The 20,535-nt window shown below is 66.9% G+C and carries 24 protein-coding genes and 1 other RNA gene (1 of these 25 only partly in view); 17 read left to right on the top strand and 8 right to left on the bottom strand.

Going from position 1 to position 20,535, the window contains the following annotated elements:
• Together ACZ1JS_RS15440 and ACZ1JS_RS15435 are read right to left on the bottom strand one after the other, a co-directional pair.
• Positions 1-353, bottom strand: partial view of a hypothetical protein gene (locus tag ACZ1JS_RS15440; RefSeq protein WP_465166834.1) — the start only. It extends 574 nt beyond the left edge of the window; only the first 353 of its 927 coding nucleotides appear in the window; its start codon is at positions 351-353; its stop codon lies off the left edge, out of view.
• Positions 354-400: 47 nt separating this feature from the next.
• Positions 401-823: a CBS domain-containing protein gene (locus ACZ1JS_RS15435; RefSeq protein WP_465166833.1), complete on the bottom strand. Its 423-nt coding sequence runs from the start codon at positions 821-823 to the stop codon at positions 401-403.
• Positions 824-911: 88 nt separating this feature from the next.
• Here ACZ1JS_RS15435 and ACZ1JS_RS15430 point away from each other — a divergent pair, with 88 nt between their 5' ends.
• Positions 912-1,214, top strand: a complete 303-nt coding sequence (locus tag ACZ1JS_RS15430) for a hypothetical protein (protein WP_465166832.1) — start codon at positions 912-914, stop codon at positions 1,212-1,214.
• A gap of 57 nt (positions 1,215-1,271) precedes the next feature.
• Here the strand turns inward: ACZ1JS_RS15430 and ACZ1JS_RS15425 are convergent, their stop codons facing one another.
• Positions 1,272-1,703: an RrF2 family transcriptional regulator gene (locus tag ACZ1JS_RS15425; protein ID WP_345878573.1), complete on the bottom strand. Its 432-nt coding sequence runs from the start codon at positions 1,701-1,703 to the stop codon at positions 1,272-1,274.
• 43 nt (positions 1,704-1,746) lie between these two features.
• Between ACZ1JS_RS15425 and ssrA the strand changes: the two genes are divergently transcribed.
• Together ssrA and ACZ1JS_RS15415 are read left to right on the top strand one after the other, a co-directional pair.
• Positions 1,747-2,092: a transfer-messenger RNA gene (ssrA, locus tag ACZ1JS_RS15420) on the top strand.
• A 78-nt stretch (positions 2,093-2,170) separates the two neighbouring features.
• Positions 2,171-2,944, top strand: coding sequence for a TSUP family transporter (locus ACZ1JS_RS15415; RefSeq protein ID WP_465166831.1), 774 nt, complete (start codon positions 2,171-2,173; stop codon positions 2,942-2,944).
• A 150-nt stretch (positions 2,945-3,094) separates the two neighbouring features.
• On the opposite strand, the gene ACZ1JS_RS15410 is transcribed toward ACZ1JS_RS15415, so the two are convergent.
• Positions 3,095-4,204, bottom strand: coding sequence for a glycoside hydrolase family 130 protein (locus tag ACZ1JS_RS15410; protein WP_465166830.1), 1,110 nt, complete (start codon positions 4,202-4,204; stop codon positions 3,095-3,097).
• Positions 4,201-4,491 (bottom strand): chorismate mutase, encoded by a 291-nt coding sequence (locus ACZ1JS_RS15405; protein ID WP_242118945.1) that lies wholly within the window; start codon positions 4,489-4,491, stop codon positions 4,201-4,203. Before ACZ1JS_RS15405 ends, ACZ1JS_RS15410 begins: the two co-directional genes overlap by 4 nt.
• Before the next feature lie 120 nt (positions 4,492-4,611).
• On the opposite strand from ACZ1JS_RS15405, the gene ACZ1JS_RS15400 reads away from it, so the two are divergent.
• The gene (locus ACZ1JS_RS15400) at positions 4,612-5,625 is read left to right on the top strand and encodes a polyprenyl synthetase family protein (RefSeq protein ID WP_345878580.1); all 1,014 of its coding nucleotides are present in this window, start codon (positions 4,612-4,614) and stop codon (positions 5,623-5,625) included.
• Between the two features lie 55 nt (positions 5,626-5,680).
• Complete coding sequence (locus ACZ1JS_RS15395) at positions 5,681-6,088, top strand: hypothetical protein (RefSeq protein WP_465166829.1); 408 nt, start codon at positions 5,681-5,683, stop codon at positions 6,086-6,088.
• A 419-nt stretch (positions 6,089-6,507) separates the two neighbouring features.
• Here the strand turns inward: ACZ1JS_RS15395 and ACZ1JS_RS15390 are convergent, their stop codons facing one another.
• Positions 6,508-7,494 carry an NAD(P)H-dependent flavin oxidoreductase gene (locus tag ACZ1JS_RS15390; RefSeq protein ID WP_465168717.1) on the bottom strand — a complete coding sequence of 329 codons (987 nt, stop codon included), beginning with the start codon at positions 7,492-7,494 and terminating at the stop codon, positions 6,508-6,510.
• Positions 7,495-7,583: 89 nt separating this feature from the next.
• Here ACZ1JS_RS15390 and ACZ1JS_RS15385 point away from each other — a divergent pair, with 89 nt between their 5' ends.
• Positions 7,584-8,000 carry a secondary thiamine-phosphate synthase enzyme YjbQ gene (locus ACZ1JS_RS15385; RefSeq protein WP_465168716.1) on the top strand — a complete coding sequence of 139 codons (417 nt, stop codon included), beginning with the start codon at positions 7,584-7,586 and terminating at the stop codon, positions 7,998-8,000.
• A gap of 27 nt (positions 8,001-8,027) precedes the next feature.
• On the opposite strand, the gene ACZ1JS_RS15380 is transcribed toward ACZ1JS_RS15385, so the two are convergent.
• The gene (locus tag ACZ1JS_RS15380) at positions 8,028-9,278 is read right to left on the bottom strand and encodes an aspartate kinase (RefSeq protein ID WP_465168715.1); all 1,251 of its coding nucleotides are present in this window, start codon (positions 9,276-9,278) and stop codon (positions 8,028-8,030) included.
• A 53-nt stretch (positions 9,279-9,331) separates the two neighbouring features.
• On the opposite strand from ACZ1JS_RS15380, the gene ubiG reads away from it, so the two are divergent.
• Positions 9,332-10,099: a bifunctional 2-polyprenyl-6-hydroxyphenol methylase/3-demethylubiquinol 3-O-methyltransferase UbiG gene (ubiG, locus tag ACZ1JS_RS15375; RefSeq protein WP_465166828.1), complete on the top strand. Its 768-nt coding sequence runs from the start codon at positions 9,332-9,334 to the stop codon at positions 10,097-10,099.
• On the top strand, positions 10,096-10,512 hold the full coding sequence (locus ACZ1JS_RS15370; protein ID WP_465166827.1) for a DUF1810 domain-containing protein: 417 nt from the start codon (positions 10,096-10,098) through the stop codon (positions 10,510-10,512). Before ubiG ends, ACZ1JS_RS15370 begins: the two co-directional genes overlap by 4 nt.
• Here ACZ1JS_RS15370 and ACZ1JS_RS15365 read toward each other — a convergent pair whose 3' ends face one another.
• A complete protein-coding gene (locus tag ACZ1JS_RS15365; protein ID WP_465166826.1) occupies positions 10,513-11,679 on the bottom strand; it encodes a PQQ-dependent sugar dehydrogenase in 1,167 nt (388 codons plus the stop codon). It abuts the gene before it with no gap.
• 185 nt (positions 11,680-11,864) lie between these two features.
• Here ACZ1JS_RS15365 and rimP point away from each other — a divergent pair, with 185 nt between their 5' ends.
• The 9 genes from rimP to rpsO are packed head-to-tail and all read left to right on the top strand — an operon-like array spanning position 11,865 to position 20,495.
• Positions 11,865-12,425, top strand: a complete 561-nt coding sequence (gene rimP, locus ACZ1JS_RS15360) for a ribosome maturation protein RimP (protein ID WP_465166825.1) — start codon at positions 11,865-11,867, stop codon at positions 12,423-12,425.
• Between the two features lies 1 nt (position 12,426).
• Entirely contained in the window at positions 12,427-14,049 is a 1,623-nt protein-coding gene (nusA, locus tag ACZ1JS_RS15355; RefSeq protein WP_465166824.1) for a transcription termination factor NusA, read from the top strand.
• Positions 14,030-14,785, top strand: a complete 756-nt coding sequence (locus ACZ1JS_RS15350) for a DUF448 domain-containing protein (RefSeq protein ID WP_465166823.1) — start codon at positions 14,030-14,032, stop codon at positions 14,783-14,785. Before nusA ends, ACZ1JS_RS15350 begins: the two co-directional genes overlap by 20 nt.
• A 4-nt stretch (positions 14,786-14,789) precedes the next feature.
• Positions 14,790-17,633, top strand: a complete 2,844-nt coding sequence (gene infB, locus ACZ1JS_RS15345; RefSeq protein WP_465166822.1) for a translation initiation factor IF-2 — start codon at positions 14,790-14,792, stop codon at positions 17,631-17,633.
• Positions 17,630-18,238 (top strand): hypothetical protein, encoded by a 609-nt coding sequence (locus ACZ1JS_RS15340; RefSeq protein WP_465166821.1) that lies wholly within the window; start codon positions 17,630-17,632, stop codon positions 18,236-18,238. Before infB ends, ACZ1JS_RS15340 begins: the two co-directional genes overlap by 4 nt.
• 3 nt (positions 18,239-18,241) lie before the next feature.
• Positions 18,242-18,649: a 30S ribosome-binding factor RbfA gene (gene rbfA, locus ACZ1JS_RS15335; RefSeq protein ID WP_465166820.1), complete on the top strand. Its 408-nt coding sequence runs from the start codon at positions 18,242-18,244 to the stop codon at positions 18,647-18,649.
• The gene (locus tag ACZ1JS_RS15330) at positions 18,650-19,213 is read left to right on the top strand and encodes a thymidine kinase (protein WP_465166819.1); all 564 of its coding nucleotides are present in this window, start codon (positions 18,650-18,652) and stop codon (positions 19,211-19,213) included.
• The gene (gene truB, locus ACZ1JS_RS15325) at positions 19,213-20,214 is read left to right on the top strand and encodes a tRNA pseudouridine(55) synthase TruB (protein WP_465166818.1); all 1,002 of its coding nucleotides are present in this window, start codon (positions 19,213-19,215) and stop codon (positions 20,212-20,214) included. Before ACZ1JS_RS15330 ends, truB begins: the two co-directional genes overlap by 1 nt.
• A gap of 11 nt (positions 20,215-20,225) precedes the next feature.
• Positions 20,226-20,495, top strand: a complete 270-nt coding sequence (gene rpsO / locus ACZ1JS_RS15320) for a 30S ribosomal protein S15 (protein WP_056455357.1) — start codon at positions 20,226-20,228, stop codon at positions 20,493-20,495.
• The last annotated feature ends 40 nt before the right edge of the window (positions 20,496-20,535 follow it).

Below are 20,535 nucleotides of genomic sequence, written 5' to 3'. Positions count from 1 at the left end.
AGGTCAAGGATCGTCAGCAGCCGTTCCCACACGTCGCGGCGCGGGCAGGGATCGGTCGCGACCGTATCGATCGCAATAATCCGCGGGTCGCCGAGCTGCGTGGCGAGCACCGCCTTGTCCGCCGCGGTCAGCGTCCCGTCATCGAGAATCACCACCCGGCCGCGCCGCAGATGATGAAGCAGCGATTTGACCGCGACCAGATAGGGCAGCAGCACCGCGCTGCCGATCATCGAGAAGACGATGACCCCGTCGTCGCGAATCGTCGCCGGCGGCGTCGCAAGAATGCCGCGCGCCAGCCGGCGGTGCCGCCATTGCTTCCAGTGCCAGTTGAGATGTTCGGCAAGTGAGGCCATGCCGCCTGCTTATCGACCGCCGGTTAAACGGGCGTCAACCGGCGCGCCTAACCCTGCTGGATATAGGCGCGCATTGCCTCCGCCTCGGCCTCGATCCCGTCGATGCGATATTTGACGAGGTCGCCGATCGACACGAATCCGACCAGCTGCTCGGCGTCGATCACCGGCAGATGCCGGATGCGCCGCTGCGTCATCAGCGACAGCGCGCCCAGCACCGATGCGCCCGGATCGACGGTGATCGCCGGGCTGGTCATTCGATCGGCGACCGGCAGGTCGAGCGCCGCCGCGCCGCGTTCGACCAGCGCGTGGATCATGTCGCGTTCGGAAAAGATGCCGACGACGCGGGTCCCCTCCAGCACCGGCACCGCGCCGATGCGATGTTCGTCCAGCAGCGCCACGACGTCCCGCACGCGCGCAGCGGCCCCGACCGACACGATTGCACGCCTGCCCAACAGTTTCGCGATGGTCATCGCCCTCTCCTCCCACCGGTGCCCCGGTCCGACGCGACAGGGGCATCCATGGGTTGAGAATTCCACGCTTCGCCACCATTGAAAAGCCATGGCGAACGATCTCGACGACCCCGTATATGCTGCGTTCGCCTGGAGCCGGTTTCGCTGGCTGCTCAAGGTGATGGCCGCGATCTCGGCAGTCGCCGCGCTGCTGGCGCTGGGGGGCATCTGGTGGTGGATCGGGTCGATGAACTGGGTGATCGCCGCCGCGACGCTGGCCGGAGTAGGGCTGTCGGTGATGCTGGGCGGTGCGCTGATGGCGCTGGTGTTCCTCAGCAACGGATCGGGGCATGACGCGGCGGTCGATGCCTTCAACGCCGATCGCGATCCGGGACGCGATCAGCGGGAATGACGCGCTGCGCGATGCCCGGTTGCGCCGTCCAAAACCGGAAGACTGCCGATTACCGGGTCACGCCGCCGCCAGTTCCAGCGCCGCCGCCTGTGCCAGGCTGGTCCCGTCGAGAATGCGCGCCGTCTCGTCGCGCACCCGCGCCATCGCATGGCGGATCGCGCAGCTCGCCTCGTCCTTGCAATCGCCGCACGGGCGATAGGCGGTACGGCTGACGCAGGGAACCAGCGCCAGCGGACCTTCGATCACGCGGATGATCTCGCCGAGCGAAATCAGATGCGCCGCGCGCGCGAGGTGATAGCCGCCGGCCTTTCCCCTGGTCGACAACAGGAACCCGGCCTCGCGCAGATCGGCGAGGATCAGTTCGAGGAACTTGCGGGGCACGTTCGCGGCAGTGGCGATGCGGTGCATCGGCATGGGCGCCTCGCCCGCGGGTTGTTCGGCAAGGAACAGCATCGCGCGCAACGCATAGCGGGAACGCTGGGTCAACATCGTTCAATGCCCATGCCACTTGCGATACGGCAAGGGAAGTACGCTTCTTTTCAAAGCCGGGACAAGCGCCTATATCCGTCCCGTCGGCTTCCAGCCGGCTATGACGATAAACTGCGGCGTGCAATAGACGCAGCGGACCCGGGGGCAGTACCCGGCGGCTCCACCATAAGGTGGTGTTTCTGGACACCGTTTCTGACGGGGCCGAACCAGGATCGACGTGTGTTGAAAAGCGCTGTTTTCGTTCGGAATGGGACCACCGCAACGGCCCATACACACAAGTGCCAACGATAACGAAGCACTCGCGATTGCGGCGTAACTAAGGGCCTCACGGCCTGAAGTTACTCCAAAATAGCGCGGTTGGACCGAACCGGGCAACAGAATCGGATTCCAGCGGTACGGGGAGCACCGGGCAACAGAAGCTCCCCACTCCCTTTCGCAACACGCCCTTGCCCGCTACGTCCGCGCCCATGGACATCGACCTTATCGCCCTGCTCATGCTGGTCGCGTTCGGCGCGGCGGCGCTGGATGCGATGGCGGGCGGCGGCGGGCTCATCACCCTGCCCGCGCTGCTCGCCGCGGGCGTCCCGCCGGTCGTCGCCCTTGGTACCAACAAGTTGCAAAGTTCGTGCGGCACGGCGGGCGCGACCTTCGCCTTCTGGCGCAAGGGGCATATCGACCTGCGGCGGTTCGCCCTGCCCGCGCTCGCCTCGTTCGGCGGGGCGGCGGCCGGCGCGGCGCTGGTGCAGGCGATCGACCCGCATTTCCTGTCGGGCGTGCTGCCGGTCCTGCTGGTCGCGATGGCACTGTATTTCCTGTTCGGTCCGCGCCTGTCCGACGTCGATACCCATACCCGCCTCGCCCCGGCCGGGCTGTTGCTCGCGGTGGCGGCGATCGGCGCCTATGACGGGTTCTTCGGCCCCGGCACCGGATCCTTCTTCACGCTGTTGCTGGTCACCGCCGCGGGCATGGGCGCGACGCGGGCGGTGGCGCATACCAAGCTGCTGAACCTCGCCAGCAATCTGGCCGGCGTCACCGTGTTGGTCGCGGGCGGGCATGTGTGGTGGACGCTCGGCCTCGCCATGGCAGTCGCCAGCCTTGCGGGCGGACAGGTCGGCGCGGCGCTCGCCATCCGGTTCGGTGGGCGCGCGATCCGGCCGCTGCTGGTCGTCATCTCGCTGGCACTGACGGTGAAGCTGATGGCCGATCCGGCCAATCCGTTGCGGATATGGCTGGGGATCTGACTCTACGCTACCAGTTCGGTTCGAGCAGCTTCGGGCTTGTCGAGAAGCGTCGGTCGAGAACCCGGCGTTCGGGGCAACCCCTTCTCGACTTCGGTTCTCGACGGGCCCGAACCTGCGCTCGAAGCGAACGGAAGAGAGAATGACGGCGGATCAATCCAGCCGAGCCCCCGCGATCCGCGTCAGCCGGCACGCCAGATCCGCCTCGCCCGACACCACGATCCAGTCGTCGCCGTCGCGCACGATCCCGGTCGTGAACACCACCGGCTGCGGCAGATAGGCCTGGTGCGCGATCGGTGCGATCAGGTCCGACGCCGCCTCCAGCACCGGTCGCGATTCGTCGCGCTCCAGCACGCAGCGCGCCTCCGCATCGATCAGCGCGCGATAGGTGCGATACACCCCCACCGCCCCCTGTTTCTCGACGCCGTGATAGAGCAGCATCCACCCGCGCGCCGTCCGCACCGGCGGCGTCCCCCCGCCCAGCTTGTACGCCGCCGCCCCCTTGAGCGGGCGCAGCGCCGGTTCGGACAGCGGCCGCCAATGCAACATGTCGGGCGAGGTGGCGAGGTTGATGCTCGGCCCGCTCGCCTCCGCACCGTCGGGCGCTGCCACGAACCATGCATCCGACAATGGCCGGGTCAGCGAGACGAACCGGTCGCCCACCCGCCCCTCGAACGGCACCATGTCCTTGTTGCCATGGTCGAGCACCATGCCCTGCGACCGCCAGTCGAACCCGTCGTCGGACCGGTACATCACCGTACACAGCCGCCCGCCCGACACGCCGCATACCGTCATCCAGTACACGCCGTCGATGCGGACGATGCGCGGATCCTCGACGCCATATTGGGCATGGTCCGCCGACGGTTCGACCGCGCGGTCGTAATGCACCGCCACCACCCGCTGCCCATCGGCCGACAGCTCGACCGGCAACAACCATGACAGCGAGGTCAGCCCGAGGAACGGATAGGCCCCGCCGGTCAGTGCGAAGAATCGCGGATCGCGCACATCGGCCGCCTCCGCCGCGAACCCGTCGAGCACATAGCCCCGTGGCGTCCAGCGGATCGAACGCACCTGCCCGTCCCGCACCGGTTCGCGCAGTGCCTCGGCGATCCGCACCAGCAGCAGCAGATTGCCGTTCGGCAACCGCGTCAGCGCCGGATTGAAGGCGCCCAGTACATAGGTCGGCTCGGATAGGTCGCGGCGGAGCGGCGATCGCGTCAGATCGACATCGTCGGGCGCGAAGACGATCCGGTCGTCGCTCACGCCGCGTCGCCATCCTGCATCGACCGGTGATGGCGAATCACTTCGTCGATGATGAATCGCAGGAACTTCTCGGAAAATTCCGGGTCGAGATCGGCATCGCGCGCCAGCGACCGCAACCGCGCGATCTGCGCCTCCTCGCGCCCCGGATCGGCGGCGGGCAGTCCTTCGTCGGCCTTGTACCGGCCGACCGCCTGCGTCACCTTGAACCGTTCGGCGAGCAGAAAGACCAGAGCGGCATCGATATTGTCGATGCTCTGGCGAAAGCGTTGCAGCGTCGCATCGGACATGGCGATCCTTCCTGAACGGCGGGGGGTGCCGGGGGTCCGCCCCTTTCGCGCGACCGGGCGCGTCGTGCAACCCCGCCTTTCCCTTGCGTTCGCAAGCGCGAACCGCCACATCGCTGGGACATGACGGCTACCCTGCACCGCCTCGACAAGCGGACCGAACCCTCGCTCGATCCGCTGATGGCGCTGGTCGCCGACGACATGAATCGCGTCAACGCGGTCATTCTCGACCGGATGCAGTCGAAGATTCCGCTGATCCCCGAACTTGCCGGCCATCTGATCGCGGGCGGGGGCAAGCGGATGCGGCCGATGCTGACGCTCGCCTGTGCGAAGCTGATCGGGTACGGCGGCACGCGCCATCACCTGCTTTCCGCCGCGGTCGAATTCATCCATACCGCGACGCTGCTCCACGACGATGTCGTCGACGGATCCGACCTGCGCCGCGGCAAGCGTACCGCCAACATCATCTGGGGCAATCCGGCCAGCGTCCTGGTCGGCGACTTCCTGTTCTCCAAGAGCTTCGAACTGATGGTCGAGGCCGAAAGCCTGAAGGCGCTGCGCGTCCTGTCGGGCGCCTCGGCGGTCATCGCCGAGGGCGAGGTCAACCAGCTCACCGCGATCCGCCGCATCGATACGCCCGAGGACCGCTATCTCGACATCATCGGTGCCAAGACCGCCGCTTTGTTCGCCGCCGCCTGCCGCATCGCTGCGATCGTCGCCGAACGCTCCGACGCCGACGAAGCGGCACTCGACGCCTATGGCCGCAACCTCGGCATCGCCTTCCAGCTGGTCGACGACGCGATCGATTACGTGTCCGACGCCGATACCATGGGCAAGGACGCCGGCGACGATTTTCGCGAAGGCAAGATGACGCTGCCCGTCATCCTCGCTTATGCCCGCGGCAACGAAACCGCGCGCAGTTTCTGGCGCGACGCGGTATCGGGCAAGCGCGCGAGCGATGCCGATTTCGCGCATGCGATCACCCTGGTCCAATCGTCGCGCGCGGTCGACGATACGCTCGCCCGCGCCCGCCATTACGGGCAGCGCGCGATTGACGCGATCGGTCGTTTCCCCGACGGTCCGGCCAAGGACGCGATGGTCGAGGCGGTCGAATTCGCGGTGCGTCGCGCGTATTGATCGACATCGGCGGCGTTCGGTTGCGCAAAAACCGCCGTTAGCGGAATAGGTAACGATGCCCGATTCGCTGAAGATCGACGACGCCGCCTTCACCATCCGGATCGATCCGGCGCGCAGGATGCTCGACATCGACCTGCGCGGGCTGTGGGATCCGGCGATCGTGCTGCGCTTCCGCGACGCATTGGCCACGACGCTGGGCCGCCTGCCTGCGCTCGGCTGTCCGCTGGGTCAGCAGGTCACGTTGTTTGACATGACGCAATTCGCGGTCCAGCCGCGCGACGTGCTGCCGCTGCTCGAACAGATTGCCTCCAATCCGAACGTCACGTCGCGTCGCATCGCGATGATCGCCAACAGCACGCTGCTGAAGATGCAGGCCAAGCGCCTCGCCCCCAACATCGCCCTGTTCGAAGCGCGCGAACCGGCGCTGGCATGGCTGGCCGAGGACGGGCCGATGGGGCGGTAAGGCCGCCCGCATCATTACGTCACCCGGACCCGATCGAAAACGCGGCGAACGTCGGCGCACCCCGCGTCATACATGTCGTACCCCCGCGAAAGCGGGGGTCCAGAACCAAGCAAAACAACCGCTTGTGCCTGGAACCCTGGATCCCCGCCTTCGCGGGGGTACGCGGTGCGGTGCGTAATCGAGACCCCCGCAAAGGTCTCGACCCGATCCGGGCTCTGCCTACCCCCCGACGACCGAACAGATTCCCCTCACCCGCAACCGACCGGCGCTTTCCTACACCGCAAAGCTATGACAGGCTCGCCCAACGCTCTGTCGCATCGTTCTAACCCGACCCGCACGGCCGAAAACCGCAGGTGCGTCAGCCCACCGACGTCACCGACACAAACACTGCGCAAGTGTGAACTTTGTGAACTTTGGGCTCAAGCCGCCCGCTTCTCCAGCGCTTGCGCGGCTTCCGCCATCAACGTCGCGATGATCTCCGCCGCCGGTTCCTCCTTGGTCACCATACCGACCGACTGGCCAGCCATCAGGCTGCCATGCTCGACATCGCCATCGATCACCGCCCGCCGCAGCGCGCCTGCCCAATAATGTTCGATCTGCAACTGCGCCTCGGCCATCGCCACGCCGCCCTCGTCGAGCATCTGCGCGACTTCGCGCTGCTTGGCGGTGAACAGCTCGCCGCCGGCATTCTTCAGCGCGCGCACCGGGATCACCGGCAGGCGCGGGTCGATCTGGACGCTGGCGACGGCGTCGCGGGCGGATGCGCGCAGGAACGCCTTCTTGAACGCCGGATGCGCGATCGATTCGGTCGCGCAGACGAAGCGCGTGCCGAGCTGCACCCCCGCCGCGCCCATATCCAAATAGCCGGCGATCGCCTCGCCCCGGCCGATCCCGCCGGCGACGAACACCGGCACCTGATCGGCGACCTCGGGCAGCATTTCCTGCGCCAGCACACTGGTGGAGACGGGGCCGATATGGCCACCGGCCTCCATCCCCTCGATCACCAGCGCATCGGCACCCGAGCGGATCAGCTTCTTCGCCAGCGCCAGCGCGGGCGCGAAGGCGATGACCTTGGCCCCCGTCGCCTTGATCGCCTCCAGCGACCCCTTGGGCGGCAGGCCGCCGGCCAGCACGACATGAGTCACGCCGTGCCGTCCGCACACGTCGATCAGGTCGAACAGCGCCGGGTGCATGGTGATCAGGTTCACGCCGAACGGCTTGGTCGTCAGCTTTTTGGTCCCCGCAATCTCGGCATCGAGCAGTTCGGGGGTCATCGCCCCGCACGCGATGACCCCGAACCCGCCGGCATTGGAGATGGCGGCGACGAGGTTGCGCTCGCTCACCCACGACATCGCGCCGCACAGGATCGCGGTCTCGGTACCCAGAAAGTCACAGCCACGCGCCATCCGGCGCTCAAGGCGCTCGGCGCCGATCGAAGCGTTGGTCATTGCCCCGCCTAGCGCGGGCGGACGGCTTCGGGCAAGCAGGGACGATGATGCGACAGGAACATGGCGAACTCGTCGTCACCACCAATGGACAGGGGCTGGTGCTGATTACCGGACAGGTGCGGCACTGGGTCGATGCGACGGGCATCGCCAGCGGGCTGCTGACGCTGTTCTGCCGCCACACCTCGGCCTCGCTGCTGGTGCAGGAAAATGCCAGCGAAGCGGCGCGCGACGATCTCGAACGCTATTTCCGCCACCTCGCGCCGGAAAGCGACCGCTATGCCCATGACGAGGAGGGGCCGGACGACATGCCTGCGCATCTGCGCACCGCATTGACCAACACGTCGCTCTCGATCCCGGTGATCGGCCACCGCCCGGTGCTCGGCACGTGGCAGGGCATCTATTTGTTCGAACACCGCAGAGCCGCGCACCGGCGGCGGATAGCCGTCCACCTGCTAGGCGAATAAATCCTCCCCGGCACGGGGAGGATTTGGTTAAGCCTCGACCGCGTCCAGCCCGTACGCCGTGTGCAACACGCGCACCGCCAGTTCGGTATAATCCTCTTCGATCAGCACGCTGACCTTGATCTCCGACGTGGTGATCGCCTGGATGTTGATGCCGCGGTCGCCCAGCGTCTGGAACATCGTCGACGCCACGCCCGCATGGCTGCGCATGCCGACGCCGACGATCGAGATCTTGGCGACCCGCGTGTCGTGCAGCAGCTTGGCGAAGCCGATATCGGCGCTCGCCTTTTCGAGCGTGTCGAGCGCGCGAGCCAGTTCGGCGGCGGGCACGGTGAAGGTCACGTCGGTCGACCCCGCCGAATGGGCGATGTTCTGGACGATCATGTCGACGTTGATGCCGGCAGCCGCCAGCGGGCCGAAGATCGATCCGACCGCGCCGGGGCGATCGGGCACCGCGACCAGCGTGATCTTCGCCTCGTTCTTGTCGTGCGCGATGCCGGTGATGAGCTGCCGTTCCATGTCCGTCACTTCCTCTTCGCCGACGATCAGCGTTCCACGATATCCATCCTCGTCGCGCGTATCGTCGAACGACGACAGCACGCGGACGCGAACCTGTTCCTTCATCGCCAGCCCGACCGATCGGGTCTGGAGCACCTTGGCGCCGACCGAGGCGAGCTCGAGCATTTCCTCATAGGTCACCCGCGCCAGCTTGCGCGCGCGCGGCACGATGCGCGGGTCGGTGGTATAGACGCCATCGACATCGGTATAGATGTCGCAGCGATCGGCCTGCATCGCCGCCGCCATCGCCACCGCCGACGTGTCCGACCCGCCGCGCCCCAGCGTGGTGATGCGCTGCTCGTCGGTCACGCCCTGGAATCCCGGGATCACCGCCACTTCGCCACGCGCGAGGCTTTCGTCCAGCGCGGTCGTGTCGATCGATTCGATCCGTGCGGTCGCATGCGCGTCGGTGGTGCGGATCGGCAATTGCCAGCCCAGCCACGACCGCGCCGGCACGCCGATCGCCTGCAATGCGATCGCCAGCAGTCCGCTGGTCACCTGTTCGCCCGACGACACCACCGCATCATATTCGCGCGGGTCGTACAGCGCCGACGCCTCGCGGCAGAAACCGACCAGCCGGTCGGTATCGCCGGCCATCGCCGACACGACCACCGCGACCTGATTGCCCGATTCGACCTCGCGCTTGACGCGCTGGGCGACGTTGCGAATGCGTTCGATCCCCGCCATCGAGGTGCCACCGAACTTCATCACGATCCGCGCCATGCGTTTTGCCATTCATCCTTGGGGGGAATGGCGGCGGCTGATAGGAGAGCGCCATGACGAACGCAAGCGAAGCAATCTTTATGTCTGAAAAAGCCGCGCCCGCGCAATCAAGCGTCGTCGCGCGCGAAGCTGCGCATTTCGGAGAGCTGGCCGCCGATTGGTGGAACCCGCATGGCAGCTCCGCCATGCTCCACCGGCTGAACCCGGTGCGCCTTGCCTTCGTCCGCTCGGCGATCGATTCGCATTGGGGCGGCGATGGCCTCGGCTTCACACCGCTGGCCGGCAGGACCGTGCTCGACGTCGGCTGCGGCGCGGGGCTGCTTGCCGAACCGCTCGCCCGGCTCGGCGGTCAGGTGACCGGCGTCGACGCCGCGCCCGAGAATATCGGTGCCGCCAGCGCCCATGCCGCCCAGTCCGGCCTGTCGATCGAGTATCTGGCCGGCGGTGTCGAAGCGGTCGCCGGGCGGCAGTTCGACCTCGTCACCTCGCTGGAGGTGATCGAGCATGTCGCCGATCCCGCCGCCTTCGCCCGCGCGCTGACCCGGGCGGTGGCACCGGGCGGGCTGTTGATCGTGTCGACGCCCAACCGCACCGCGCTGTCGCGCCTCGCGATGATTGCGGTCGGTGAGGGCATCGGCCTGATCCCGCGCGGCACCCATGACTGGGACCGGTTCCTGACGCCCGACGAACTGACCGCCCATCTGCAGGCGGGCGGCATGACCGTTTCGTCCCCGACCGGTCTCGCCTTCTCCGCCGCGCACGGCTTCAAGCTGTCGGACGACGTGTCGCTCGACTATTTCCTGACGGCGACCGCCGGATGAGCGATACGCTCGACCGCTTCACCGACGCCCAGCGCGACAGCTATCCCACTGCGCTCGCCGAACTCCGCGCTGGCGCCAAGCGCAGCCACTGGATGTGGTTCGTCTTTCCGCAGATCGCCGGCCTCGGCCAGAGCCCGACCGCGCGCCACTTCGCGATTCGTGACGTCGCCGAAGCCCGCGCCTATCTCGACCATCCGCTGCTCGGGGCACGGCTGCGCGAATCGGCAGGGGCCTTGCTCCCGCATCGCGGGAACGACATCGGCCGCATCCTCGGATCGATCGACGCGATCAAGCTTCGCTCGTCGATGACGCTATTCGAGGCGGCGGCGGACGGCGGCGAACCACTGTTCGCCGATATTCTAGACGCCTTTTATAACGGCGAGCGCGACCCGGCCACGCTCGCCCGCCTGTGATCAGCCGCGCGGCGTCAGCTTCAGCAGCTTGGCATTCGCGCCATCCTGCAACACCCAGATCGCACCGTCCGGCCCCTCCTCCACCTCGCGGATGCGGGCATTCATCGGCCACTGGTCGCCCTTGGCGGCATTGGTGCCGGTGACGTCGACCCGGACCAGCGCCTCGCTCGACAGGCCGCCGATGAACAGGTCGCCGGCATATTGCGGGAACAGCTTGCCCGAATAGACGATCAGCCCGCCCGGCGAGATCACCGGGTTCCACGCGACCTTGGGTGCCTCCAGATCGGGGCGGGTGCTGTGGCGCGGGATCGGGCGGCCGTCATAATGATCGCCTTCCGACACCAGAGGATAGCCGTAATTGCGCCCGGCGGCGATCAGATTGACCTCGTCGCCGCCCTTCGGCCCCATTTCCTGTTCCCACAAATTGCCCTGCGCGTCGAAGGCGATCCCAAGCAGGTTGCGGTGCCCATAGGACCAGACCGCCGGATGGAAGCCCTTCGCGGTCAGCCCCGGATCACCCGCCGGCTGTCCGTCAAGCGTCAGGCGCAGCACCTTGCCGAGCGTTGCCTTGGGGTCCTGCGCCGGATCGAATTTCTGCCGCTCGCCATTGGTGAAGAACAGGTGCCGGCCATCGGGGGCGAAGGCGATGCGCCCCGAATAATGGCCGTCGCCACTGACGAACGGCGTGGCACGGAACAATTCGGTGATGCCGGTCACCCGGTTGCCGTCGAGCACCCCGCGCGCCAGCACCACGCCTTTGCCCCCATCGCCCGCCACCGAATAGCTAAGATAGACGCGGCGGCTGGTCGCGAAGTCGGGGGCGAGGACCACGTCCATCAACCCGCCCTGCCCCGCCGAGTCGACGGGGATGGTCGCGGCGGTCGTCCGCTGGCTGCCATCGGCGCTGACCAGCAACAGGTTGCCGCGCTTTTCGGTCACCAGCATCCGCCCGTCGGGCAGGAAGGTCATCGCCCAAGGCGCGTCGAACGTCGCCACTTCCCGCATCGCGAACGGCACGCCGCCGGTGGTCGGGCTGGGCGTCGGCACCGGAGTCGCGGTGGCGGTCGGCGCGGGCGAGACGACGACCGGCGCCGCATCGACATCGCTGCCGGTATTGCATGCCGCCAGCAAGGCGGCGACGGGGATCAGCGAACGGAACGGCAGCATCGGCGACATCCTCTCGAAACGACATATTTGCCCCCGGCAACGCGGCGCCCGGCACGACGATCCTGCGCCCCTTGCCGAGACACGCAATTTTACATATATGGACGTTGCTTCCTCGACATCGTCAACGTGCCGAGGCCGGTTCCGACAGGGACCGGCAGCGAAGCGGCGTAGCTGATGGAGACGGCATGGCGGATATCGCCGAACTGACGCGATTGATCGAACCGGAGGCCAAGGCCTTGGGTTTCGCGCTGGTGCGCGTGAAGATGATGGGCGGCAAGTCGGACCCGACGCTGCAGGTCATGGCCGAGCGCCCCGACACGCGGCAGCTGACCATCGACGATTGCGCCGAACTGTCGCGTCGCATCTCCGACCTGCTCGACGAGAAGGATCCGATCGAGGAGGCCTATCGGCTGGAGGTTTCGTCGCCCGGTATCGACCGGCCGCTGACGCGCCTCGCCGATTATGACGACTGGAAGGGGTTCGAGGCGCGCGTGACGCTGGCCGAGACGATCGACGGTCGCAAGCAACTGACCGGCAACCTGCTGGGCACCGATGGGGACCAAGTGACGATCGACGTGCGCAAGCACAAGGCGATGACCGTGCCCTTCGCCGCGATCATCGACGCGAAACTGCTCATCACCGATGCCCTGCTCAAGGCGACGGCACCGCTGTCGGCCGAGGGCGCCGACGAATATGAAGACGAACCTGCCGACGACGAACCGGCTGACGCAGAAGGACTGAACTGACATGGCCACCGCCGTCACCGCCAACCGCGCGGAACTGATCGCGATCGCGAATTCGGTCGCATCGGAAAAGATGATCGACAAGGCCATCGTGATCGAGGCGATGGAAGACGCGATCCAGCGCGCCGCCAAGACGCGCTATGGCTCGGAAAACGACATTCGCGCAAAACTCGATCCGAACACCGGCGACCTGCGCCTGTGGCGCGTGCTCGAAGTCGTCGAGCTGGTCGACGATCACTTCAAGCAGATCGGCGAGAAGGACGCGCAGCGGCTCCAGAAGGGCGCGACCGTCGGCGATTACATCGTCGACCCGCTGCCCCCGATCGAATTCGGCCGCATCCAGGCGCAGGCATCGAAGCAGGTCATCCTGCAAAAGGTCCGCGACGCCGAGCGCGAGCGCCAGTTCGAGGAGTTCAAGGATCGCCAGGGTGAGATCATCACCGGCGTGGTCAAGCGCGTCGAATTCGGTCACGTCGTCGTCGATCTCGGCCGCGCCGAGGGCGTGATCCGCCGCGACCAGCAGATTCCGCGCGAAGCGGTCCGCGTCGGCGACCGCGTCCGCTCGCTGATCCTGAACGTGCGTCGCGAGAATCGTGGGCCACAGATCTTCCTCAGCCGCGCGCATCCCGACTTCATGAAGAAGCTGTTCGCGCAGGAAGTGCCCGAAATCTACGACGGCATCATCGAGATCAAGGCGGCGGCCCGCGATCCCGGGTCGCGCGCCAAGATCGGAGTCATTTCGCATGACGGCTCGATCGATCCGGTCGGCGCGTGCGTCGGCATGAAGGGCAGCCGCGTGCAGGCCGTCGTGCAGGAAATGCAGGGCGAGAAGATCGACATCATCCCGTGGTCGCCCGATACCGCGACCTTCGTCGTCAATGCGTTGCAGCCGGCCAACGTCGCCCGCGTCGTGCTCGACGAGGAAGAGGACCGCATCGAGGTCGTCGTTCCCGACGATCAGCTCAGCCTCGCCATCGGCCGTCGCGGCCAGAATGTCCGCCTCGCCAGCCAGCTGACCGGCAAGGCGATCGACATCCTGACCGAAGCCGATGCGTCGGAAAAGCGGCAGAAGGAATTCATCGAACGCTCGGGCATGTTCGAGAAGGAACTCGATGTCGACGAGACGCTGGCGCAGCTGCTGGTCGCCGAAGGCTTTGGCGAACTCGAAGAAGTCGCCTATGTCGAGATCGAGGAACTGGCGAGCATCGAAGGCTTCGACGAGGACCTCGCGCAGGAGCTGCAGAGCCGTGCGCAGGAAGCGATCGAGCGCCGCGAACAGGCCGCTCGCGAAGAGCGCACCGCTCTGGGCGTCGAGGACGCGCTGGCCGAACTGCCCTATCTGACCGAAGCGATGCTGGTCACGCTCGGCAAGGCCGGGATCAAGACGCTCGACGACCTCGCCGACCTCGCGACCGACGAACTGGTCGAGAAGAAGAAGGCCGAACCGCGTCGTCGTGGTGACGATGCCCCGAAGCGCGAAGCGCCCAAGGGCGGCATTCTCGCCGAATATGGCCTGACCGACGAACAGGGTAACGAGATCATCATGGCCGCCCGTGCCCATTGGTTCGCCGATGAAGATGCGGCGGCCGAAGAATCGGAGGACGCAGTTGCGGAATCCGAACAATGACACCGCGCGGCTAACCGACAGCCCCGAGCGTAGCTGCATCCTGTCGCGCGAGCATGGCTCGCGCGATGGGCTCGTGCGGCTCGCGCTTTCGCCCGATGGCGACGTGCTGCCCGATGTGCGTGCCAAGGCCCCCGGCCGTGGAGCGTGGATCGGGGTCACGCGCGCCGAACTGGAAACCGCCATTGCCAAGGGGCGGCTGCGGGGCGCTCTGGCGCGCGCGTTCAAGGGCGCGGCGCTGACGATCCCCGCCGACCTGCCGCAACTGGTCGAGGATGCGCTGCGGCGTCACGCGCTCGACCGGCTGGGGCTGGAGGCGAAGTCCGGCTTCGTCGTGATCGGCGGTACCGCGATCGACAAGGCGGCGCGCAGCGGCAAGCTGTACGGTCTGTACCATGCATCCGACGCCGCCGCCGATGGCGCCGGAAAACTGGCCCAGGCATGGCGGGTCGGAACCGATGACGAAGGTTCCGGGCGCAAGGGATTGGCATTGCCGGTCCCACGCACCATATTGTCGTTAGCGCTTGGGCGCGAAAATGTGGTACATGTCGGCCTGACCGACGCACGGGCGGCACAGCGAGCCAATGACGCGCTGTCCCGCTGGCTGCACTTTATCGGACCCGAACCTATCCCTGCGGCTTGCGAAACATCTTCGCAGGGCGCATCGACGGCGCAATTTTCCGGCACGGACGTTGTCGGACACATTGGCGTCGACCAATTGAAGCAGGAACCTGAGTAACCGGATGAGCGACATCGACAACGACAAGCCGAAGCTGGGCACCCGCGCGCCGCTCGGCCTCAAGCGCACCGTGGAAACCGGCAAGGTGAAGCAGAGCTTCAGCCATGGCCGCTCCAACACGGTGGTCGTGGAGGTGAAGCGCCGCCGTGTGCTTGGCCGTCCCGGCGAGGAACAGCAGCCTGTCGAACAGGCAGCACCCGAAGCGGCGCCTGCGCCACAGCAGCGTCCGGCCCCTGCGCCGGCGGCCCCCGCCCCGCGTCCGGCGGCCAGCAGCAATGCCGGCCTGTCGCGGCACGAACTACAGGCCAAGCTGTTGCGCGAGGCCGAGGAAGCGCGGATGAACGCGGCCGAGGAACATCGTCGTCGCGACGAACGCCTCGCCCGTGAAGCAGCCGAAGCAGAGCGCGCCCGTGCCGAGGAAAAGGCCCGCGCCGCTGCCGAGCCGACGCCCGTGCCGGAACCGACGCCTGCACCTGCGCCCGCTCCTGAACCGGTTGCCGCACCGACGCCGGCTCCGGTCGAGGCCGCTCCGGCTCCCACGCCTGCGCCCGAACCCGCGCCGAAGCCGGAACCGGTCGCCGCAGCGCCGGCACCCACGCCCGCTCCTGCGCCCACTCCGGTCGCGCCGAAGCCCGCGCCGGTCCAGGCCAAGCCTGCGCCGCGTCCGGCCCCTGCGCCCGCGCCGGCACCGCAGCCGATCGTCCTGACCGCCGACCCCAACCGGCCGGCGCCGCGTCGCTTTACCCCGGTCCAGCGTCCGGAGATCCCCAAGCCGCAGCCCAAGCCGGAGCCGGCCCCCGCGCCTGCTCCGACCGCAGCCGCGACGCCGGCCGCGCGTCCCACTGCCGGCGGCCAGGCCGCCCGTCCGACGCCGTCGGGCACCGGACAGGCGACCCCGCGTCGCAACGAACCGGCGCGTCCCGCGCCGTCGCGCGACCGCAAGGGCGACGATCGTCGTCAGTCGGGCAAGCTGACCGTTACCCGTGCGCTGGGCGACGATGGTGCGCGCTCGCGCAGCCTTGCCGCGCTGAAGCGTGCGCGTGAGAAGGAAAAGCGTGGCTTTGGCGGCCCGCGTGAACCGCAGGTCAAGCAGGTCCGCGACGTGCAGGTGCCCGAGGCGATCACGGTGCAGGAACTCGCCAACCGCATGGCGGAAAAGGGTGCCGACCTCGTCAAGACGCTCTTCAAGATGGGCATGCCCGTCACGATGACGCAGACGATCGATCAGGATACCGCCGAACTGCTGGTGACCGAATTCGGCCACAACATCGTGCGCGTCAGCGATTCGGACGTCGATCTGGCGCTCGATACCGCCGAGGATTCGGCCGATGCGCTGCAGCCGCGTCCGCCGGTCGTGACGATCATGGGTCACGTCGATCATGGCAAGACGTCGCTGCTCGACGCACTGCGCGGCACCGACGTGGTCCGCGGCGAAGCCGGCGGCATCACCCAGCATATCGGCGCCTATCAGGTCACGCTGAAGGACAAGTCGCGGATCACCTTCCTCGACACGCCCGGCCACGAAGCGTTCAGCGAAATGCGGGCGCGCGGTGCCGACGTCACCGACATCGTCATCCTCGCGGTGGCGGCCGATGACGGGCTGATGCCGCAGACGATCGAGGCGATCCATCACACCCGCGCCGCGGGCAAGCCGATGATCGTCGCGATCAACAAGGTCGACAAGCACGAGGCGAATCCGCAGCGTATCCGCGAACGCCTGCTCGAACATGACGTGCAGGTCGAGGAAATGGGCGGCGAGACCCAGGACGTCGAAGTGTCGGCGCTTAAGAAGACCGGTCTCGACCAGCTGATCGAGAAGATTCAGCTCCAGGCCGAACTGCTCGAACTGCAGGCCAATCCCGATCGCCCGGCCGAAGCCAGCGTGATCGAGGCGAAGCTCGACAAGGGCCGCGGTCCGGTCGCGACCGTGCTGGTCCGTCGTGGTACGCTGAAGGTCGGCGACGTGTTCGTCGTCGGCGCGGAAAGCGGCAAGGTCCGCGCGTTGATCGACGACAAGGGTCGCCAGGTGAAGACCGCCGGTCCGTCGACTCCGGTCGAGGTGCTGGGTCTGTCGGGCGTGCCGATGGCGGGCGATCCGCTGCAGGTCGTCGAGAGCGAGGCGCGTGCCCGCGAGGTCGCCGAATATCGTCAGGGCGTGCTGCTCCAGAAGCGCACCACCCAGGCGCCGGCCAGCCTCGAGAGCATGTTCTCGGCCTTGAAGTCGAAGCAGGCGATCGAATATCCGCTGGTGGTCAAGGCCGATACCCAAGGGTCGGTCGAAGCCATTGTCGGGTCGCTCAACAAGATTTCGACCGACGATATCCGGGTGCGCATCCTGCATTCGGGCGTCGGCGGCATCACCGAGAGCGACGTGACGCTGGCGGCGGCATCGGGGGCGCCGATCATCGGCTTCAACACCCGTCCCAATGCCAAGGCGCGCGAGATCGCCGAGCGGAACAAGGTGGCGTTGAAATATTACGACGTCATCTACACGCTGACCGACGATATCCGCGCCGGCATGGCGGGTACGCTCGGGCCGGAAGCGTTCGAGACGGTCGTCGGCCGTGCCGAAATCCGCGAGGTCTTCTCGGCAGGCAAGCATGGCAAGGCCGCCGGTCTGCTGGTGGTCGAAGGCATCATCCGCAAGGCGCTTAAGGCGCGCATCACGCGCAACGACGTCATCATCTACCAGGGTGAGATCGCGTCGCTGCGTCGCTTCAAGGACGATGTTCCCGAAGTGCGTGCGGGTCTCGAATGCGGTGTCACGTTCACGCAAAACTTCACCGACATCAAGGCCGGCGACTTCCTCGAAACCTTCGAGGTCGAACTGCGCGACCGCACGCTGTGAGCGAGGGGCGGCAGGGGGCAACCCTTGCCGCCACCCTCCGCCCCCGGTTGCGGCTCGCTGCCGCCTGGGTGATCGGCGGGGCGGCGGCGTTGTTCGTCGCCAATGCGCTGTCGGGCTGGGCGATGCTGGTCGTCGTGCCGTTGCTAGCCTGTCTATGGCTGTGGATGGCTGCCGATGGGCTGCGGCAGGGATGGTGCCGACGCAGCGCGGGAATGCCCGCCCTGCTGCTCCCGGCGATACCGTTCTTCGTCATTCCCTTTGCGTTGTTCGCGGCCAGCCATGCGCTGTACTGGTCGCATGTCGCCCCCTCCTGGTGGCGGCTGCACTCCGAGCGGGCAGCGTTCGACGGAGCATTGCGCGGCAGTCCCGCGCCGGCCGGTATTGGCGGGATCGAGCGTAGCGGCAGGCGCACGGCGTTCCTGACCGTCAAAGGGATGCTCGGCGCGCGGGCCGGCATCGTCCATGACCCGACCGATCGGCTGGCCGATGCGCGCGGTTGGAACGGACGGATGATCCCCGCCGATCTCCGGCATATTTTTGGCAACAGCCAGACCATCTGGTGCCAGCGACTCGACAGTCACTGGTTCCACTGTCAATTCGATTGAGCCATGTCAGACACCACGCCCGAAACCCGTTCCGTCCGCCTGCTGCGTGTCGGCGAACAGGTCCGCCACATTCTCTCCGACATTCTCGCGCGCGGCGACGTGCATGACGAGGTGCTGGCCAGCCATTTCGTCTCTGTTACCGAAGTCCGCATGTCGCCCGACCTGCGCCACGCGACGGTGTTCGTGAAGCCGTTCCTCGGCAAGGACGAACAGGTCGTGCTGAAGGCGCTGCGCACCAACACCGCCTATCTCCAGTCGGAGGTCGCGCGGCGGGTGAACCTGAAATATGCCGCCAAGCTCAAATTCCTGATCGACGAGAGCTTCGACGAAGGCACCCGCATCGACCAGTTGCTGCGCGATCCCAAGGTCGCGCGCGACCTCGAACCGGACGATGGCGCGGCCGAGGACTGAGTGGCCAAGCTCTATTTCTATTATGCGTCGATGAACGCGGGCAAATCGACGACGCTGCTGCAGGCCGATTTTAACTATCGCGAGCGCGGGCTGACCACGAAGCTGTTCACCGCCGCGATCGACACGCGCGAGGGCATGGGCGTGATCGGTTCGCGCATCGGCCTGTCTGCCCCCGCGATTCCGTTCGACGAGGGTAGCGACCTGTATGCCTGTATCGCCGCCGAACCGGTCGGCTGCGTACTGGTGGACGAAGCGCAGTTCCTGACCGAGGCACAGGTCGACCAACTTGCCCGCATCGCCGACGAACTGAGCGTACCGGTGCTGGCGTACGGCCTGCGCACCGATTTCCTCGGGCACCTCTTCCCCGGTTCGGCGCGGCTGCTGGCGATCGCCGATGCGCTGATCGAGTTGAAATCGGTCTGCACCTGCGGCCGCAAGGCGACGATGAACCTGCGTGTCGATGCCGACGGCAATGCGGTGCGCGACGGGCAGCAGACCGAAATCGGCGGCAACGACCGCTATGTCGCGCTGTGCCGGCGTCATTTTTGCGAGGCGATGCGCTGATGCACGGCTGGATCATCATCGACAAGCCGCTCGGCCCCGGCTCGACCCAGATCGTGTCGGCGGTCAAGCGGGCGCTGCGCGAGGGCGGCTATGGCAAGCACAAGGTCGGCCATGGCGGGACGCTCGACCCGCTGGCGACCGGCGTGCTGCCGGTCGCGATCGGCGAGGCGACCAAGCTCGCCGGACGGATGCTCGACGCGTCGAAGCGCTACGACTTCACCATCCGGTTCGGGGCGCAGACCGATACGCTGGACCTTGAGGGCAAGGTGATCGCCGAGTCGCCCGTGCGGCCGACGTTGGCCGGTGTCGAATCGGTGCTGGCGCGCTTTACCGGACCGATCGAGCAGGTGCCGCCGGCCTATTCGGCGCTGAAGGTCGATGGCGAACGCGCCTATGACCTCGCGCGCAAGGGCGAGGAGGTGATCCTCGCGACTCGCAAGGTGACGGTGTTTTCCCTGCAAATCCTCCCCGGCACGGGGAGGGGGACCGCGCGAAGCGGGGTGGAGGGGGGTGTCCACGAACGTTCCGCTGCTGGCGACCCCCCTCCACCCCCGGCTGCGCCGGCGGTCCCCCTCCCCGCGAGCGGGGAGGATTTGGACGAAATCACCCTTTCGGCCTTCGTCTCGAAGGGCACCTATATCCGCAGCCTCGCGCGCGACATCGCGCTCGCGCTCGGCACCGTTGGCCATGTCACCATGCTCCGCCGCACCAAAGCCGGCCCCTTCACCCTCGCCCCGGCCATTTCGCTGGACAAACTGGCGGAATTGGGTAAGGGCCACGCGCTTGAAGAAACGCTCCTGCCACTGGGGGCGGGGCTGGACGACATCCCGGCTCTGTCCCTCGACCCCGATCAGGCAGGGCGGCTCCGCAAGGGGCTTCGACTGATCGGGTTTGCAGCGGACGACGGTCTGGGCTTTGCGACACTGGACGATGTGCCGGTGGCGCTGGTCGAGACCGAAGGCGGGGAAACCCGTGTCGTCCGCGGCTTCAACCTCGAATAGAAAGGACGACGATGTCGATCACTGCTGAAAACCGTCAGGCTCTCATCAAGGAACATGCCCGCGCCGAAGGCGACACCGGCAGCCCCGAAGTGCAGGTCGCGATCCTGACCACCCGCATCCAGAACCTGACCGAGCATTTCAAGACCCATGCGAAGGACAATCATTCGCGTCGCGGTCTGCTGATGCTGGTCAACAAGCGGCGTTCGCTGCTCGACTATCTGAAGAAGAAGGACGCGGAGCGCTACAGCGCGCTGATCGCGAAGCTCGGCCTTCGGAAGTAACGAAGAAAGGGCGGTCCGACGGGCCGCCCTTTTTCCATGG

The sequence above is a fragment of the Sphingomonas sp. BL-S-05 genome (genome assembly GCF_055521695.1).
This window is presented reverse-complemented; position numbering and strand designations above follow the sequence as displayed.

Coding starts and splice junctions, on each gene's coding strand:
- rbfA (WP_465166820.1), top strand. CDS start 18,242: ATGTCAGACACCACGCCCGAAACCCGTTCCGTCCGCCTGCTGCGTGTC.
- ACZ1JS_RS15365 (WP_465166826.1), bottom strand. CDS start 11,679: ATGCTGCCGTTCCGTTCGCTGATCCCCGTCGCCGCCTTGCTGGCGGCA.
- ACZ1JS_RS15430 (WP_465166832.1), top strand. CDS start 912: ATGGCGAACGATCTCGACGACCCCGTATATGCTGCGTTCGCCTGGAGC.
- ACZ1JS_RS15390 (WP_465168717.1), bottom strand. CDS start 7,494: ATGGCGCGTGGCTGTGACTTTCTGGGTACCGAGACCGCGATCCTGTGC.
- ACZ1JS_RS15415 (WP_465166831.1), top strand. CDS start 2,171: ATGGACATCGACCTTATCGCCCTGCTCATGCTGGTCGCGTTCGGCGCG.
- ACZ1JS_RS15425 (WP_345878573.1), bottom strand. CDS start 1,703: ATGTTGACCCAGCGTTCCCGCTATGCGTTGCGCGCGATGCTGTTCCTT.
- ubiG (WP_465166828.1), top strand. CDS start 9,332: ATGACGAACGCAAGCGAAGCAATCTTTATGTCTGAAAAAGCCGCGCCC.
- nusA (WP_465166824.1), top strand. CDS start 12,427: ATGGCCACCGCCGTCACCGCCAACCGCGCGGAACTGATCGCGATCGCG.
- ACZ1JS_RS15385 (WP_465168716.1), top strand. CDS start 7,584: ATGCGACAGGAACATGGCGAACTCGTCGTCACCACCAATGGACAGGGG.
- ACZ1JS_RS15370 (WP_465166827.1), top strand. CDS start 10,096: ATGAGCGATACGCTCGACCGCTTCACCGACGCCCAGCGCGACAGCTAT.
- ACZ1JS_RS15405 (WP_242118945.1), bottom strand. CDS start 4,491: ATGTCCGATGCGACGCTGCAACGCTTTCGCCAGAGCATCGACAATATC.
- ACZ1JS_RS15400 (WP_345878580.1), top strand. CDS start 4,612: ATGACGGCTACCCTGCACCGCCTCGACAAGCGGACCGAACCCTCGCTC.
- ACZ1JS_RS15435 (WP_465166833.1), bottom strand. CDS start 823: ATGACCATCGCGAAACTGTTGGGCAGGCGTGCAATCGTGTCGGTCGGG.
- rimP (WP_465166825.1), top strand. CDS start 11,865: ATGGCGGATATCGCCGAACTGACGCGATTGATCGAACCGGAGGCCAAG.
- ACZ1JS_RS15380 (WP_465168715.1), bottom strand. CDS start 9,278: ATGGCGCGGATCGTGATGAAGTTCGGTGGCACCTCGATGGCGGGGATC.
- infB (WP_465166822.1), top strand. CDS start 14,790: ATGAGCGACATCGACAACGACAAGCCGAAGCTGGGCACCCGCGCGCCG.
- ACZ1JS_RS15395 (WP_465166829.1), top strand. CDS start 5,681: ATGCCCGATTCGCTGAAGATCGACGACGCCGCCTTCACCATCCGGATC.
- truB (WP_465166818.1), top strand. CDS start 19,213: ATGCACGGCTGGATCATCATCGACAAGCCGCTCGGCCCCGGCTCGACC.
- rpsO (WP_056455357.1), top strand. CDS start 20,226: ATGTCGATCACTGCTGAAAACCGTCAGGCTCTCATCAAGGAACATGCC.